The 15,077-nt window shown below is 72.0% G+C and carries 9 protein-coding genes; 6 read left to right on the top strand and 3 right to left on the bottom strand.

Annotated features, from left to right (window positions below; genetic code table 11):
- Positions 1-119: 119 nt before the first annotated feature.
- Positions 120-1,727: a mucoidy inhibitor MuiA family protein gene (locus tag OG462_RS07100; RefSeq protein ID WP_406055539.1), complete on the bottom strand. Its 1,608-nt coding sequence runs from the start codon at positions 1,725-1,727 to the stop codon at positions 120-122.
- 8 nt (positions 1,728-1,735) lie between these two features.
- Positions 1,736-3,931, bottom strand: a complete 2,196-nt coding sequence (locus OG462_RS07095) for a DUF4139 domain-containing protein (protein WP_406055537.1) — start codon at positions 3,929-3,931, stop codon at positions 1,736-1,738.
- A 231-nt stretch (positions 3,932-4,162) separates the two neighbouring features.
- Between OG462_RS07095 and OG462_RS07090 the strand changes: the two genes are divergently transcribed.
- Entirely contained in the window at positions 4,163-5,644 is a 1,482-nt protein-coding gene (locus tag OG462_RS07090; protein ID WP_406055535.1) for a glutamate--cysteine ligase, read from the top strand.
- A gap of 36 nt (positions 5,645-5,680) precedes the next feature.
- A complete protein-coding gene (locus OG462_RS07085) occupies positions 5,681-7,036 on the top strand; it encodes an MFS transporter (protein ID WP_406055533.1) in 1,356 nt (451 codons plus the stop codon).
- Between the two features lie 110 nt (positions 7,037-7,146).
- Here OG462_RS07085 and OG462_RS07080 read toward each other — a convergent pair whose 3' ends face one another.
- Positions 7,147-8,064 carry a S1 family peptidase gene (locus OG462_RS07080; protein ID WP_406055531.1) on the bottom strand — a complete coding sequence of 306 codons (918 nt, stop codon included), beginning with the start codon at positions 8,062-8,064 and terminating at the stop codon, positions 7,147-7,149.
- 875 nt (positions 8,065-8,939) lie between these two features.
- Between OG462_RS07080 and OG462_RS07075 the strand changes: the two genes are divergently transcribed.
- From OG462_RS07075 to OG462_RS07060, 4 genes are all read left to right on the top strand, one after another.
- Positions 8,940-10,766 (top strand): glycoside hydrolase family 15 protein, encoded by a 1,827-nt coding sequence (locus OG462_RS07075; protein ID WP_406055529.1) that lies wholly within the window; start codon positions 8,940-8,942, stop codon positions 10,764-10,766.
- Positions 10,767-10,886: 120 nt separating this feature from the next.
- Positions 10,887-11,522, top strand: coding sequence for a PadR family transcriptional regulator (locus OG462_RS07070; RefSeq protein WP_406055527.1), 636 nt, complete (start codon positions 10,887-10,889; stop codon positions 11,520-11,522).
- A gap of 57 nt (positions 11,523-11,579) precedes the next feature.
- Complete coding sequence (locus OG462_RS07065; protein WP_406055525.1) at positions 11,580-13,304, top strand: acyl-CoA dehydrogenase family protein; 1,725 nt, start codon at positions 11,580-11,582, stop codon at positions 13,302-13,304.
- Between the two features lie 235 nt (positions 13,305-13,539).
- Positions 13,540-15,036, top strand: coding sequence for a SulP family inorganic anion transporter (locus tag OG462_RS07060; protein ID WP_406055523.1), 1,497 nt, complete (start codon positions 13,540-13,542; stop codon positions 15,034-15,036).
- The last annotated feature ends 41 nt before the right edge of the window (positions 15,037-15,077 follow it).

Genomic DNA, 15,077 nt, shown 5'->3' with positions numbered 1-15,077 from the left:
AGCAGGCGGATTCCGAAAAGGCATCGGCGGCCGGGTTCGGCGGCCGACGACTTTTCAGGCCTCGGAATTCGTGCGAGGAAAGTGAAATCCTATGAGGTGCCCTTTCTCGCGGATCGCCGTCAGAGGCCGGCGACCTTGGAGCTCGCCGAAAGTTCGTACACCAGGGTGACCGTGCGGCGGCCGCCCGGCGGGAGGGCGACGTCCCAGCGGGCGATGCCCTCGGCGTCGACCGCGTCGGGCGCCGGGGAGCACGCCTCCTTGCGAAGTCGTACTTCCACCGCCGACACCTCGGAGACCGGGATCCGCTCCCGGAGGACGACCACGCGCTCGTCCGACTCCCCGGGGGCCGAGAAACGGGACAGGTGCAGCCGGACCGTGCGGGTGACCACGGTCCGCTGGGTGATCCCGGCGGTGTCGCGGGACTCCTCGGTCTCCCGGACCACCCGGTGGTCGTCGCGGCTGCCGAAGGCCAGCTCGACCGGGGCGCCGGGGGTGGTGAAGTCCAGCGTGCCCCGGCCGCTGAAGCCGCTGCCTCGGACCAGGTCGACCGGCCCGGCGAGCAGGACGTGCCCGGACAGGTTGTCGAACCGCACCACCTGGGTCACCAGCGGCGACACCTCGGGAGAGCAGGCGTACTCGCTGCTCGCGGCCGTGCCGAAGACGGAGAGCGGCACCCGGTGCGCGCGACCGTCCGAGGGCACGGAGACCGGCACGGGGGAGTGCAGCACGCGCGTCTCGCCGCCGTCGTCCACCCCGGGCAGGCCGAGGACCGGCACCGGACCGAGGTCGCCGATCTCCTCCTCGCGCAGCTCGACGTCGACGGTGCGCCGCTCCGACGCCGTGCGCTCCTTGAGCGTCAGCCGGTCCTCGCCGAGCGACGGCGGTTCGGTGGCCAGTGCCGACCGGGCCGTCGACAGGGTCAGCCTGACGTCGCTCCAGTCCTCGCCCGTCCGCTGCCAGACCATCGCATCGGTCTCAAGGGTCAGGGAGGCACCGTCGAGCACGGCCCGGTAGGCGGGCCGCCACAGCGCGCACGGCACGAGGTGGCTCAGGCGCAGCCCCACCGGCCCGGCGGCCGCGGCCTCCACGGTCAGCTCGACATGGGCCACCAGCTCGGCGGGTTCCTCCTCGGAGAGGTCCATGGCCCGCCGGATCTCCCCGAGTTCGGCGGCGAGCGCGGTCAACCGGGCGTCGGTGGCACGGAGCCGCTCGCCGTGCGTGTCGCGCTCGGCGTCCACCCGGTCCAGTTCGCGGGCCCAGCGCGGCCCTTCGGACTCCCCGGAGCCGGCGCCCTCACCGATGTCCCGCAGGACGTCGGCGGCGAGCCGGCCGAGCAGGTCGAGGCGGGCCTGCAGCCGGTCGCGCTGCTGTTCCAGGGCGCGTCGCTCCTCGTCCAGGGTGTGGACGCGGTGGCGCAGCGCGGAGTCGTCTTCGGCCGGCGGCCGCGGCGCGCGCGGCTCCCAGCTGCGGACGACGCGCACGTCGAGCACGGTGGCCGGGTGACCGGAGGTCAGCTCGGCATGGAGGGTACGGTCGACGGCCAGCGCAGTGACCGGACCGAGGCGCAGCCGCTGGACCCCGGCCGCCAGGTCGAGCCGGACGGCGCGCTCGACGTGGGCGCGGTCCTCCAGGCAGGTGACGGCGGTGACAGGGGCGGCGGTCACGGGCACGGGGGCCGCGGGCACGGACGTGCCGGCGCCGGCGATCGTCTTCGAGGCGGTGGACATGGTGTGTCTCAGCTCCTGCGGTTGCCGCCGACCAGGGCTTTGCCGGCCGGGATGCGAATCTCGTAACCGCCGTCGAGGGCGGCGGTGCCACCGGCGGGCAGGTCCACCCACCAGACGCGGGTGCCCGGGGCATGCTGCTCGGACCCCGCGCCGTCCTCGGGCGTCGTCCACCGGGCCCGCTCCTCGATGCGGATGTCCGCGTCGGAGGAGACCGGAACCCGCTCGCGGATCTCGACCGTCGCGGGCCTCGCGAGCCCGTTGGCCAGCTCCACATGGACGCGGTGGTCGAGCACGGTGACGTTGTTGCGCAGGCCGGCGGTCGACTCCTGCAGATTCGTCCGGCGGGTCACCCGGATTCCCTCGGCAGGACCGAGCCCCACCCGGCGGACGCCACCGGGGGCCAGCGTGGGCAGCGCGGTGGTCAGCAGGAAGTCGTCGTCGACGGTGACCTCCACCGGCCCGGCGAGCAGTGCCTGGTCGGTGGCGTTGGAGAGCACCAGGGTCGCGTACACCGTCTGCTCCACCGACGGCACGCAGAGGTACTCGGTGCGCAGACCGACGGGAATCTCCCCGACGGTGACGGTGTGCCAGGTGCCGTCCGACGGTACGTCGGCGCGGGCGGCGGCATCGAAGCGGTGGTCGAAGGAACCCGCCGACTCGCGGGGCCGCACGGCGTGTCCGGGCAGCGGCAGCGAGGCCACCGCTTCGGCGTGACGGCGGTGTTCGGCCGCCACCGCGTCGAAGGGCGATGACGGGAACAGACGGCCTCTGCGCGCGCCCAGCTCGTCGGGGCCGGACAGCACCAGAGCGGCGTAGTCGAGCTCGTCGCCGCTCGGCCGAGGCGGCCCGGGCGGCGGAGGCGGGGGCGGTGGCGCGGCCGCGCCGGGGGGCGCGGGAGCCGCAGGGGCCATCGCCGCGGGGGCCGGGGCGCCCGCGAAGCCCGCCCCGCCGCCACGTGGCCTGCCGCCCGGCTGCGCGGGCGCACGTCGAGCGACGTCGGGGGCCTCGCGCCGGAAGGCCTCGGGCGAGGAGCCGTACGCGCTGCCGGGCGCCGGTAGCTGTGCGCCGTAGCCCTGTGGTGCGGGCGGAGCCAGCTGCCAATCGGAGGTCGACGCCAGCGGCGGCGGTACGGGAGCGGGGACGAAGCTCCCCCCGACAGCCGGGGGCACGGAGGCATCGCCCCCGGCCGCCCCCGGCGCGCGGGGAGTGAGAGGGCGCGGGCCGGCTGCCACGTATCCGGCGAACAGGTCGGCGAGCCCCGCCGGAGGCTCCCGCCAGCCGGACGGCGCGGGCGCCGCCTGACGGCGTCCGATCCGGATCGAGCGGAGCTTCGGCAGGTCGGTGCGGCGCCCGAGGTCGGCGGTGGCCAGGGCGATGCGTACACCGGTCCAGTCCTCGCCGGTGCGCTGGGCGACCGAGGCGCGCAGCACCAGACGGCCGGTGCCGTCGCCCTGACGGTGGGTGAGACGGTAGGCCGGCACCCAGACGGCGCCGGGCACCCCGTACTCCAACTCCAGTTCCACCTCGGCCGGGTGCCCGCCCTCCGGCTCGGGGTCACCGGTCCCCACGAGGGTCAGGACCGCGGACACCGTGGTCTCCACGTGTGGCGACGGGGCGTCGGTGGAAGCGCGGTCGAGTCGGTCCGCCGCGACGGACAGTCGGTGACCGGCGTGGAGCAGTGCCTCCTCCAGCTCGGCGAGGCGGGCATGCAGGGCGGTGAGCCGCCCGTCGACGAAGTCGGCGAGCTCCAGCCACGCGTCGACCGGGGTGCGGCGGTGCGGGTCGTCGCGCTTGCGGGTCGGGGGCACCGGGCGCACCCCGCCGACCTCGGCGATCAGTCTCTGCTGCCGGTCCCGGCGTCCTTCCGCCGCCGCGTGCGCGTCGCGCAGCCGCTCGACCTCGCGACGCAGCGCCTCGGGCGCGCCGGTGGCGGCGCCGAGCGGCTCGGCCTCGATCTCCACCCGGGCCTCGGTGACCCGTACCCCGGAGGCGCCCAGGACCCGGGCCCGCAGCGAGCCGGGGTCCAGTGTGCGCGGCAGTCCGGTGACGCGTACCCGGCCGTCCGGGGGCATGCTGCCCCGGGCCAGGCGGCGGGAGAGCGCCCCCCGCGCGTACACGACGACGGAGTCGAGGGTCGATCCCCACCTCGGTGCCGACCCTGCCGTCCCCGCTGCGCCGTCCGTACCGGTCGTCCCAGCCGTCATACGCCCCCGCCCCCGTTCCATCCCGCTTCGTCCGCCCCGCCCCGGCCCTACCGAGCGACGGCGACTCAGCGAAGCCTACGCCCGGGCACTGACACGCACCGGGGGCTTTCCGGGGCCTCGCGGGCCGACGCGCTCCTCGCGAGCGGATCCGGTCCGCTTCGGTGGTTGGGCCGCCCCGGGAGTGGGACGCTGGAGGGTGGGGGTCCGTGCCGACGAGCTCGGGAGGGACCGATGGGACGTGACGTTCCGGCGCTGGAGTTCACCCGTGAAGACCGCCGCCGGTTCCGGAACAAGATGCACTCCTGCCTCGACGTGTTCGCCCGGATGCTGCGGGAGTCGCGGTTCGACTTCGAGCGGCCGCAGGTCGGTCTGGAGATCGAACTGAACCTCGTGGACGCCGCCGGCGAACCGGCCATGCGCAGCATGGACGTCCTGGAGGCGATCGCGGATCCCTCCTGGTCGACCGAGCTGGGCCGGTTCAATCTGGAGATCAACCTCGCACCGCGTCGGCTCAGCGCGGGCGGCGGCCCCGACTCCTGGGAGCAGGAGATTCGTGACGCGCTCAACCACGCCGAGGAGCAGGCCGCGGGGATCGGCGCGCATCTGGTCATGATCGGCATCCTGCCGACGCTCGAGCTGAAGGACGCGGGCCCCGAATCGCTCTCCGAGAACCCCCGGTACCACCTGCTGAACGAGCAGATCTTCGCCGCGCGGGGCGAGGACCTGCTGATCTCGGTGGACGGGGTGGAGCGGTTGCGGACCCACGCGGAGACGATCACGCCGGAGGCGGCGTGCACCAGCACCCAGTTCCATCTGCAGGTGTCGCCGGACGAGTTCGCGGACTACTGGAACGCCGCGCAGGCCGTGGCGGGCGTGCAGGTGGCCCTGGCGGCGAACTCGCCGTTCCTGTTCTCCAAGGAGCTGTGGCGCGAGACGCGTATCCCACTCTTCGAGCAGGCCACCGACACCCGGCCCGACGAGCTCAAGGTGCAGGGCGTGCGGCCGCGGGTGTGGTTCGGCGAGCGATGGATCACCTCCGTCTTCGACCTCTTCGAGGAGAACGGGCGGTACTTCCCGGCGCTGCTGCCCCTGTGTGACGACGAGGACCCGGAGGAGACGTTCGACCGGGGCGGGACCCCGGGGCTGTCCGAGCTCACCCTGCACAACGGGACCGTCTACCGCTGGAACCGCCCCGTCTACGACGTGGTCGACGGCGTCCCGCACCTCCGCGTGGAGAACCGGGTGCTGCCCGCCGGGCCCACGGTCGCCGACACGCTGGCGAACGGCGCCCTCTACTATGGGCTGATCCGGGCCCTGGTCGACGAGGACCGGCCCGTCTGGTCGCGGATGTCCTTCGCGGCGGCGGAGGACAACCTGCACACCGCCGCCCGCCACGGCATCGACGCACAGCTGTACTGGCCCGGGATGGGTGAGGTTCCGGTGACCGAGCTGGTACTGCGGCGCCTGCTGCCGCTCGCGGACCGCGGGCTCGAACGGATGGGCCTGGAGGCGGCCAGGCGGGAGCCGCTCCTCGGCGTCATCGAGCAGCGGTGCGTCAGCGGCCGCAACGGCGCGGTGTGGCAGTCCGAGATGTTCCACCACATCCACGACATCGACCACGTGGACCGACACGAGGCGCTGCGGCGGATGACGCGGCAGTACATCGAGTACATGCACATGAACGCGCCGGCCCACACCTGGCCGGTCGACTGAAGCGTACGGAGGGGCGAGTCGGGGCAGGGCGTGATCATGACAGACACGCCTCCCACGCGCCTCGACAGCACTCCCGACCCCACCCCCCGCACAGGCCCCGACGCAACCCCCGACTCCACCGTCCCGACAGCAGGTCCGTCCCGGCGCCCGTTACGCCAGCTCCTCGCGGCCTCCGTCGGCAACGCGGTGGAGTGGTACGACTGGTACGCGTACACCTTCCTGGCCGCCTACCTCGCGAACCAGGTCTTCCCCAAGAGCTCCGGAAACTCCCTGGTCCCCCTTCTCTCGACCTTCGCCGTCTTCGCGGTCGGCTTCTTCATGCGTCCCGTCGGCGGACTCCTCATGGGCGCGCTCGCGGACCGGCGCGGACGGCGGACCGCCCTCACCGTCACGATCCTGCTCATGGGCGGCAGCAGCCTGCTGGTCGGTCTCACCCCGACGTACGCCGCCGCCGGCGTCCTCGCCCCCGTCGTGCTCGTGATCGCCCGACTCCTTCAAGGCCTGTCGGTGGGAGGGGAGTTCGCGGCGTCGACCACCTTCCTCGTCGAGTCGGCAGGACCCGGCCGGCGCGGCCTCTTCTCCTCCTTCCAGTACGTCTCCACCTCCGCCGGACAGCTCGCTGCCTCCGGCATCGCGGCCCTGCTCATCAGCCGGCTCGGCGACGACCGGATGAACGACTGGGGCTGGCGGATCCCCTTCCTGCTCGGCGCGGTGTTCAGCCTCGCGGGCTTCTGGATCCGCCGGGGCGCGGAGGAGACGCGGAGCGTCGCACAGCGGGAGGCCCCCCGGCCGGGGCTCTTCGACGCACTGCGCCACCACCCCCGCGCCTCGCTGCTGATCGGCGGCATCACGGCCGGCGGCACCCTCGCGTACTACACGTGGACCTCGTACCTGCCGACGTACGCGACACTCAACACCGGCATCGACAAGGCGGACGCACTGCTCGCCGGGACTCTCTCCCTGGCGTTCTTCGCGCTGCTGCAACCGGTCGGCGGACTGCTCTCCGACCGGTTCGGCCGCAAACCGTCCCTGCTCTTCTTCGGCATCGGTTTCGCGGTCCTCGGTGTGCCGTTGCTGCGGGCGCTCGACGGTTCGTTCCTCTCCCTCCTCCTGGTGCAGTGCGCGGGCATGGTGCTGCTGACCGGCTTCACCTCGATCTCGGCCGCCGTGAACGCCGAGATGTTCCCCGCGCGCGTGCGGGCGGCCGGGATCGGCTTCCCGTACTCGCTGACGGTGGCGCTCTTCGGAGGCACGGCACCGTACGTCGGGACGCTCTTCAAGGAGCTGGACCGCCCCGGTCTCTTCCCCTGGTACGTGGCCGCCCTGTGCCTCGTCTCCTCGGTGGTGTACCTCCGGCTGCCGGAGACCGCCCACGAGGAACTGGATCGCTGACTCGGCAACCTGCCGGCGGTGGGCGGCGACTACAGGGGATGGCAACCGACCGAAGTGATCCGCGGAGGCCGCCGCCTCCGCGGATCCTGTGGGGCCCTGGGCCGCGGGAGCTAGAAGACGCTCACGCCGTACGCGCTCAGTGCCTCCGTCACCGGCTGGAAGAACGTGGTGCCGCCGCTGGAGCAGTTGCCGCTGCCGCCGGAGGTGAGGCCGAGCGCGGTGGTGCCGGAGAAGAGCGCGCCGCCGCTGTCGCCGGGCTCGGCGCAGACGTTGGTCTGGATCAGACCGTAGACGATGTCGCCACCGCCGTAGTTGACGGTCGCGTTGAGGCCGGTGACGGTTCCGCCGTGCACACCGGTGGTGCTGCCGCTGCGCTGCACCGACTGGCCGACGGAGGCGTTGCCCGCGGCGGTGATGTCGCGGTAGGTGCCGTTGTAGAGGTAGACGCGGCCGTCCGCGGCCGAGGCGCTGGAGTGGCGGATGATGCCGTAGTCGTTGGTCGGGAAGCTGGTACCGGCCCGGGTGCCGAGCACCGTGGTGCTGGACGAGTTGGTGTACCAGGTGCTGCCGATGTTGGTGCAGTGACCGGCCGTCAGGGCGTAGTAGGTCGAGCCACTGCGGACGTTGAAGCCGAGCGAGCAGCGTCCGCCGCCCGCGTAGATGGCCTCGCCGCCGGCGATGAGCTTGTTGAACGTGCCGGGCGCCCGCTTGATCTCCAGGTCGGCGGCGCGGTCGCCGGCCGCCTTCCTGATCTTGGCGATCTCGGCGGCGGAGACGGTGGAGTCGGCGGTGAGGACGACCTTCCCGGTCGCCTGGTCGGTGTACCACGCGGTGCCGGGCACGTCGGCCCCGCGTACGGCCTGGTCGGCGGCTGCGAGCTGGGAGGCGGTGGCCCGGCCCTCCACGGCCGTGGAGGCGGACGAGGCGGGGACGGCAAGCGCCGAGGCGGCGAGCAGGGCGGAAGCCACGGCGACGAGCCGTGCGCCCTTGGCTGCGCCGCCAAGGGGGGACAGACGCTTGAGGTTCACTGGATCCTCCGGTGGGGGAGTGGGGGAATCGCTGGGTGGGCGATCCCGTCGGTGCCGAGCGGGCAGGTCCTGGCAGGGGAGTTGTGGTTGCCATGGACCTGTCAATCTCGACAGGGGAATCCTCGAATCCGGGCGGCCTCGCGGCAAGAACGCCTTTCGGCCTATCTACGCGCGTTCAGGTGGTCCAAGGGTCGAGAGGTGTCCATCCGCTCCGAGTGGAGGTCGTGGCCGGAGCGGTCCGGTGGGGTCACGCAAACGCTTGCGGAAATTTGCTGACACCCCTTTAGATGCCGCCTGTGCGACGCAAGTCGATGAGGAACCGTCCGGCCGAGAAACCGGAAGGGTCTCTACCGATTCCCCAGTTCAACCCGCCGGAACCTCCCGCTTCCGCGCCTTGCGCACCGCCGGAACGGCAGCCCGGCGGGCGGACCCCGGGGATCTTCGCCGGGGGAGTGGCGCGCGCACAGATCCGGTCGCGGTCTCGGATGGCGTCCGGGCCGTGCGAGTGTCCCTCCGGTTGCGGCGAGAAGGGCGCCCACGGGGTCGTGGTCCAGCTGCGGACGCCCCTCAATGCCGGAATCGCGCCCTCCGTCCGGGCGGGCAGGGTGTCCGGTTCCCGTCATAGCCGGGGGCTGCGCGGGTGGGGTGCGCTCCCCGCGGCGCTTCCGCGAGGCGCCCGCCGGCCGGGCGTCCGGCAGTCACGAGCGACATACCGACCGGTCGGACTACAGAGAGGGGAGTGCGCGCGGGGGACGGGGTGTACGCGGGGTTCGCCCGGTCGGTCCCTTCGCGTTGCCGAAGCGGCCCGCTACGGGTTGCGTGGACCCGAGGAGTGGCACCGAAGGTCCGGCGCTGCGGGAGAATCGAGGTCGCTGGTGCCCGAATACCCCCCGATCGCGAACCATGGACTGATCGGCGACCTGCAGAGCGCCGCCCTGATCTCCGACGACGGCGCGGTCGACTGGTTCTGCGCACCCCGCTTCGACTCGCCGAGCATCTTCGCCTCGCTGCTCGACCAGGAGCGCGGCGGCCACTTCACGATCGCTCCCGCCCACGACGACATGACCGTCCGCCAGCTCTATCTGCCCGACACGGCCGTCCTGATCACCAGGTTCCTCACCCCGGAGGGGGTGGGCGAGGTCGTCGACTTCATGCCGGTGAACGACCGGCCGGACGTCCCCACCGACCGGCACCGCCTCGTGCGGGTCCTGCGCGTGGTGCGCGGGACCCTCACCTTCGACGTGCGGTGCCGGCCGCGATTCGACTACGGGCGCGCGCCGCACACCCTCACGCTCGACGGCGACGCCGCCACCTTCCACGGCCCCGGCCTCGACGTCCACCTGCGGAGCAGCGTCCCCCTGGACGCCGACGGGCAGGACGTCCATGCCACCGTCACCCTCCGGCAGGGGCAGACCGCCGGAATCGTCCTGGAGACCTCCTCGCCGGGAGCCGCCGCCCCCGAGCCGGTCACCGCGCAGGCGGTGGAGGCGGCCCTGGAGGAGACCCGCGTCTTCTGGCACGGGTGGATCCGCCGCTGCCGCTACCGGGGCCGCTGGCAGAACATGGTCAACCGCTCGGCCATCACCCTGAAGCTGCTGATCTACGCCCCGTCCGGCGCGCCGATCGCCGCCGCCACCATGGGGCTCCCCGAGCAGATCGGCGGCGAGCGGAACTGGGACTACCGCTACACCTGGATCCGCGACGCGTCCTTCTCGGTGCGTGTCCTGCTCGACCTCGGTTACGTCGAGGAGGCCGACGCCTTCCGCCACTGGCTCGGTGACCGGCTGCGCGTGCCCCGCCCGCCCGGCAGCGAGCCGATGCAGATCATGTACCGGGTCGACGGCGATCCCCACCTCACCGAGGAGATCCTGGAGCACCTGTCCGGCTACCGTGACTCCTCTCCCGTGCGCGCGGGGAACGGGGCGGCCGACCAGCTGCAGCTCGACATCTACGGCGAGTTCGCCTACGCGATGACCCACTCGACGGACCTGGTCGAACTGGCCGGCTACGAAGGGTGGAAGGGCTTCGCCGCACTCCTCGACTGGCTCTCCGAGAACTGGGACCGTCCCGACGAGGGCATCTGGGAGACCCGCGGCGGCCGCAAGGACTTCACGTACAGCCGGATGATGTGCTGGGTGGCCCTCGACCGAGGCATTCGCCTGGCCACCCAGTACGCGCGCCCCGCCGATCTGACCCGCTGGACCGCGCAACGGGACGCGATCCTCGTCCAGGTGATGGAACGCGGCTGGAATCCCGAGCGCAAGGCGTTCGTCCAGCACTACGGCAGCGAGGTGCTCGACGCGTCCCTGCTGCTCATGCCACTGGTCGGCTTCATCTCCCCGAGGGCGCCCTCGTGGCTCTCCACGCTCGACGCCATGGACCGCGAGCTCGTCACCGACAGCCTCGTCTACCGCTACAACCCCGAGGCGTCCCCCGACGGCCTGCGCGGCTCCGAGGGCACCTTCTCGCTCTGCAGCTTCCTCTACGTGGAGGCCCTCGCCCGGGCGGGCCGCCTCGAACAGGCCCGCTACGCCATGGACAAGATGCTCACGTACGCCAACCACGTCGGCCTCTTCGCGGAGGAGATCGGTCCCACGGGCGAACAACTCGGCAACTTTCCCCAGGCGTTCACCCATCTCGCCCTCATCACCGCGGCGATGGCCCTCGACGAGGAACTCGACAGGGCGGCCGCCCGCAGCTGACCGGGGTCCGGAGCCGAACGCACCACGGCGTAGCGAGCGGGCCACCTCCCGCGGTGAGCCGCGTCTCACCCGGGCGGGTGGACTTGCCTATGCAACGAGTTGCATAGAAGGATTCCGGGTGTGGCGATCGAACACGCGATTCTTGTGTCCCTGCTGGAGAAGCCCGGATCCGGCTACGAGCTGGCCCGGCGTTTCGAGCGGTCCATCGGGTACTTCTGGACCGCCAGTCATCAGCAGATCTACCGCGTGCTCAAGCGGATGGAGAACGACGGCTGGGTCGACGTGCGGGACGTGCCGCAGCACGGCCGCCCGGACAAGAAGGAGTACTCCGTCGCGGACCTGGGGCGGGCCGCCCTGTCGTCCTGGCTGCACGAACCCGTCGAGCCCGAGAGCATCCGGCACGACCTCGCCGTGAAGATCCGTGGCGCGGCCTTCGACGACCCGGCCGCGCTGATCCAGGAGGTGGAGCGGCACCGGCGCGCACACGCCGAGCGGCTCGCCCACTACCTCGCCGGCGAGGAACGCGACTTCACGGGAGCGGAGGCGGAGGCGAGGGCGGAGGCGCCCGGCGCGGCCGACGGCCTGCCCGGCAGCGCTCTCGGCAGCCCTCCCGATGGCTCTCCCGACGGCCCGCTCGACGCGGGGCGGGAGCTCCAGCACGTCGTGCTGCGCGGCGGCATCGCGTACGAGCGGATGACGCTCGCCTGGCTCGACGACGTCCTCGCCACCCTCCACCGGCTCGCCGCCGCGCGCTGAGACGCGCCCCCGAACCGTCACGACCCCCCTCGTCCACCGGACCGAAAGATGGAGCACATGGCCGACTCGCTGCTGTTCAACCCGCGCACCTACGACCCCGCGCACTTCGATCCCGAGACCCGGCGGCTGCTGCGCGCCACCGTCGACTGGTTCGAGGAGCGCGGCGAGCGCCGGCTGATCGAGGACTACCGCACCCGGGCCTGGCTGGGGGACTTCCTCGCCTTCTCCGCCAAGGAAGGCCTGTTCGAGACCTTCCTGACGCCCTCCGCCGACGCCCCCGAGGGGCAGCAGGACAAGCGCTGGGACACCGCCCGCATCGCCGCCCTCAACGAGATCCTCGGCTTCTACGGGCTCGACTACTGGTACGCCTGGCAGGTCACCATCCTCGGCCTCGGCCCGGTCTGGCAGAGCGACAACGCAGCCGCCCGCGCCCGTGCCGCCGAACTCCTGGCGCAGGGCGAGGTGTTCGCCTTCGGCCTCTCCGAGAAGACCCACGGCGCCGACATCTACTCCACCGACATGCTTCTGGAGCCCGAGGCCGACGGCGGCTTCCGCGCCACCGGTTCCAAGTACTACATCGGCAACGGCAACGCGGCCGGACTCGTCTCCGTCTTCGGCCGCCGCACCGACATCGAGGGCCCCGACGGCTACGTCTTCTTCGCCGCCGACAGCCGCCACCCGGCGTACCACCTCGTCAAGAACGTCGTCGACTCCTCGAAGTACGTCAGCGAGTTCCGCCTGGAGGACTATCCCGTAGCGGCGGAGGACGTCCTGCACACCGGCCGCGCCGCCTTCGACGCCGCCCTCAACACCGTCAACGTCGGCAAGTTCAACCTGTGCACCGCCTCGATCGGCATCTGCGAACACGCGATGTACGAGGCCGTCACCCACGCCCACAACCGCATCCTCTACGGCCGCCCGGTCACCGCCTTCCCGCACGTGCGGCGCGAGCTGGCCGACGCGTACGTCCGGCTCGTCGGCATGAAGCTGTTCAGCGACCGCGCCGTCGACTACTTCCGCTCCGCCGGTCCCGACGACCGCCGCTACCTCCTCTTCAACCCGATGACGAAGATGAAGGTGACCACGGAGGGCGAGAAGGTCATCGACCTGATGTGGGACGTCATCGCCGCCAAGGGCTTCGAGAAGGACAACTACTTCGCCCAGGCGGCCGTCGAGATCCGGGGCCTCCCGAAGCTGGAGGGCACGGTCCACGTCAACCTGGCGCTGATCCTGAAGTTCATGCGGAACCACCTGCTCGACCCGGCCGGCTACGAGCCCGTTCCGACCCGCCTGGACGCGGCCGACGACACCTTCCTCTTCCGCCAGGGACCGGCCCGCGGCCTGGGATCCGTCCGCTTCCACGACTGGCGCCCGGCCTACGACGCGTACGCCGGAGTCGCGAACGTCGCCCGCTTCCGCGAACAGGCCGACGCCCTCTGCGAGTTCGTCCGCACCGCCGCGCCCGACGAGGCGCAGAGCCGCGACCTCGACCTCCTCCTCGCCGTCGGCCAGCTCTTCGCGCTGGTCGTCCACGGCCAGCTGGTCCTGGAGCAGGCGCGCCTGACGGATCTCGACGAGGACGTCCTCGACGAGCTGTTCGCCGTGCTGGTACGCGACTTCTCCGCCCACGCCGTCGAGCTGCACGGCAAGGACTCCGCCACCGAGCAGCAGCAGCTCTGGGCGCTGGGGGCCGTACGGCGCCCGGTCGTCGACGAGGCCCGCTCGGCCCGGGTCTGGGAGCGCGTCGAAGCGCTGTCGGGCACGTACGAGATGGCACCGTAACGATCACTCGGCCACTCGACCGTCCGACCGGTCGACGGGCCGACGGGGCCGGGGCGGCGATGCGCCCCGGCCCTGTCCGTACCCGGTGCCCCGGTAGAGTTGCCGGCGGCGAGGGAGGCAGACTGCCGCCCCGCCGTTGTCGTGTCGGGGCCGATGGCGCTCCCGGCGTAGATCAGAACCATGCCCCGGACCGTCCACCGTGGGGCGTGCCCACGCGTGACAGGTTCCCCTTCCTTTGTCCTCTTCGCCCGCCCGTGTTTCCGTCGCGCGTCTGCGCCCCGACTGGCTGACCGATCCGAAGGTCTGGCGCACCGAGGTACTGGCCGGTCTGGTCGTCGCCCTCGCGCTGATCCCCGAGGCGATCTCGTTCTCGATCATCGCCGGGGTCGATCCCGCGATCGGCCTGTTCTCGTCGTTCACCATGGCCGTGACCATCGCGATCGTCGGCGGACGCCGGGCGATGATCTCCGCCGCGACCGGGGCCGTCGCGCTCGTCATCGCACCGCTCAACCGTGAGCACGGCCTCGGGTACCTGATCGCCGCCGTCATCCTCGCCGGTGTCGTCCAGGTGGTCCTGGGCGCGCTCGGGGTGGCGAAGCTGATGCGGTTCATCCCGCGCTCGGTGATGGTCGGGTTCGTGAACTCGCTGGCTGTCCTGGTCTTCATGACCCAGGTGTCCGAGCTGCGGAACGTCCCCTGGGCCGTCTATCCGCTCGTCGGCGCCGGCCTGCTCCTTCTGGTGTTCCTCCCGAAGGTCACCCGGGTGATTCCCGCGCCCCTGGTGTCGATCGTGGTCCTCACCGTCGTGACGGTGGCTGCCGGGATCGCCGTACCCACGGTCGGGGACAAGGGCGCCCTGCCGTCCTCGCTGCCGGTGCCCGGCCTGCCGGACGTTCCGTTCACCCTGGGCACGCTGACGACGATCGCGCCGTACGCCTTCGCCATGGCGCTGGTCGGTCTGATGGAGTCCCTGATGACCGCCAAGCTCGTCGACGACATCACCGACACCCGCTCCGACAAGGCCCGTGAGTCCATCGGCCAGGGCATCGCCAACATCGTCACCGGCTTCTTCGGTGGCATGGGCGGCTGCGCCATGATCGGCCAGACGATGATCAACGTGAAGGTGTCCGGCGCCCGGACCCGGCTGTCCACGTTCCTCGCGGGCGCCTTCCTGATGGTGCTCTGCATCCTGTTCGGGCCGGTCGTCTCCGACATCCCCATGGCCGCCCTGGTCGCCGTCATGGTCATGGTGTGCTTCGCGACCTTCGACTGGCACTCCATCGCCCCGGGCACCCTCAAGCGGATGCCGGTCGGGGAGGTCGCCGTCATGGTGATCACCGTGGGGTGCGTGGTAGCCACCCACAACCTCGCCGTCGGTGTGGTCGGCGGTTCGGTCACCGCCATGGTGATCTTCGCCAGGCGGGTCGCCCACCACGCCGGGCTTACCTCCGTGACCGATCCCGACGGCACGACCGTGGTCTACCGGGTGACCGGCGCGCTGTTCTTCGCGTCGGCCAACGAACTCGTCGGCCGGTTCGCCTACGCCACCGACCCGGACCGGGTCGTCATCGACCTCTCGGCGGCCCACGTCTGGGACGCCTCGTCCGTCGCCGTCCTCGACGCGATCGAGACGAAGTACGCCCAGCGCGGCAAGACCGTGGAGATCACCGGCCTGAACGGCCCGAGCGCGGCCCTGCACGGCAGGCTCAGCGGAGAACTCGCCCGCAGCTGAGGCCGGGGGGCGGGGCCGGGCCCGCCGGCGGTACCGGCGTC

The organism is Streptomyces sp. NBC_01077 (assembly GCF_045162855.1).
Classification (GTDB): Bacteria; Actinomycetota; Actinomycetes; order Streptomycetales; family Streptomycetaceae; genus Streptomyces.
The sequence above is the reverse complement of the archived record's forward strand: the minus strand, read 5'-3'. Positions and strand labels throughout refer to the sequence as shown.

Excerpts from the sequence above, each read along its gene's own strand:
- OG462_RS07085 (WP_406055533.1), top strand. The coding sequence starts at position 5,681 with ATGACAGACACGCCTCCCACGCGCCTCGACAGCACTCCCGACCCCACC.
- OG462_RS07090 (WP_406055535.1), top strand. The coding sequence starts at position 4,163 with ATGGGACGTGACGTTCCGGCGCTGGAGTTCACCCGTGAAGACCGCCGC.
- OG462_RS07100 (WP_406055539.1), bottom strand. The coding sequence starts at position 1,727 with ATGTCCACCGCCTCGAAGACGATCGCCGGCGCCGGCACGTCCGTGCCC.
- OG462_RS07065 (WP_406055525.1), top strand. The coding sequence starts at position 11,580 with ATGGCCGACTCGCTGCTGTTCAACCCGCGCACCTACGACCCCGCGCAC.
- OG462_RS07095 (WP_406055537.1), bottom strand. The coding sequence starts at position 3,931 with ATGACGGCTGGGACGACCGGTACGGACGGCGCAGCGGGGACGGCAGGG.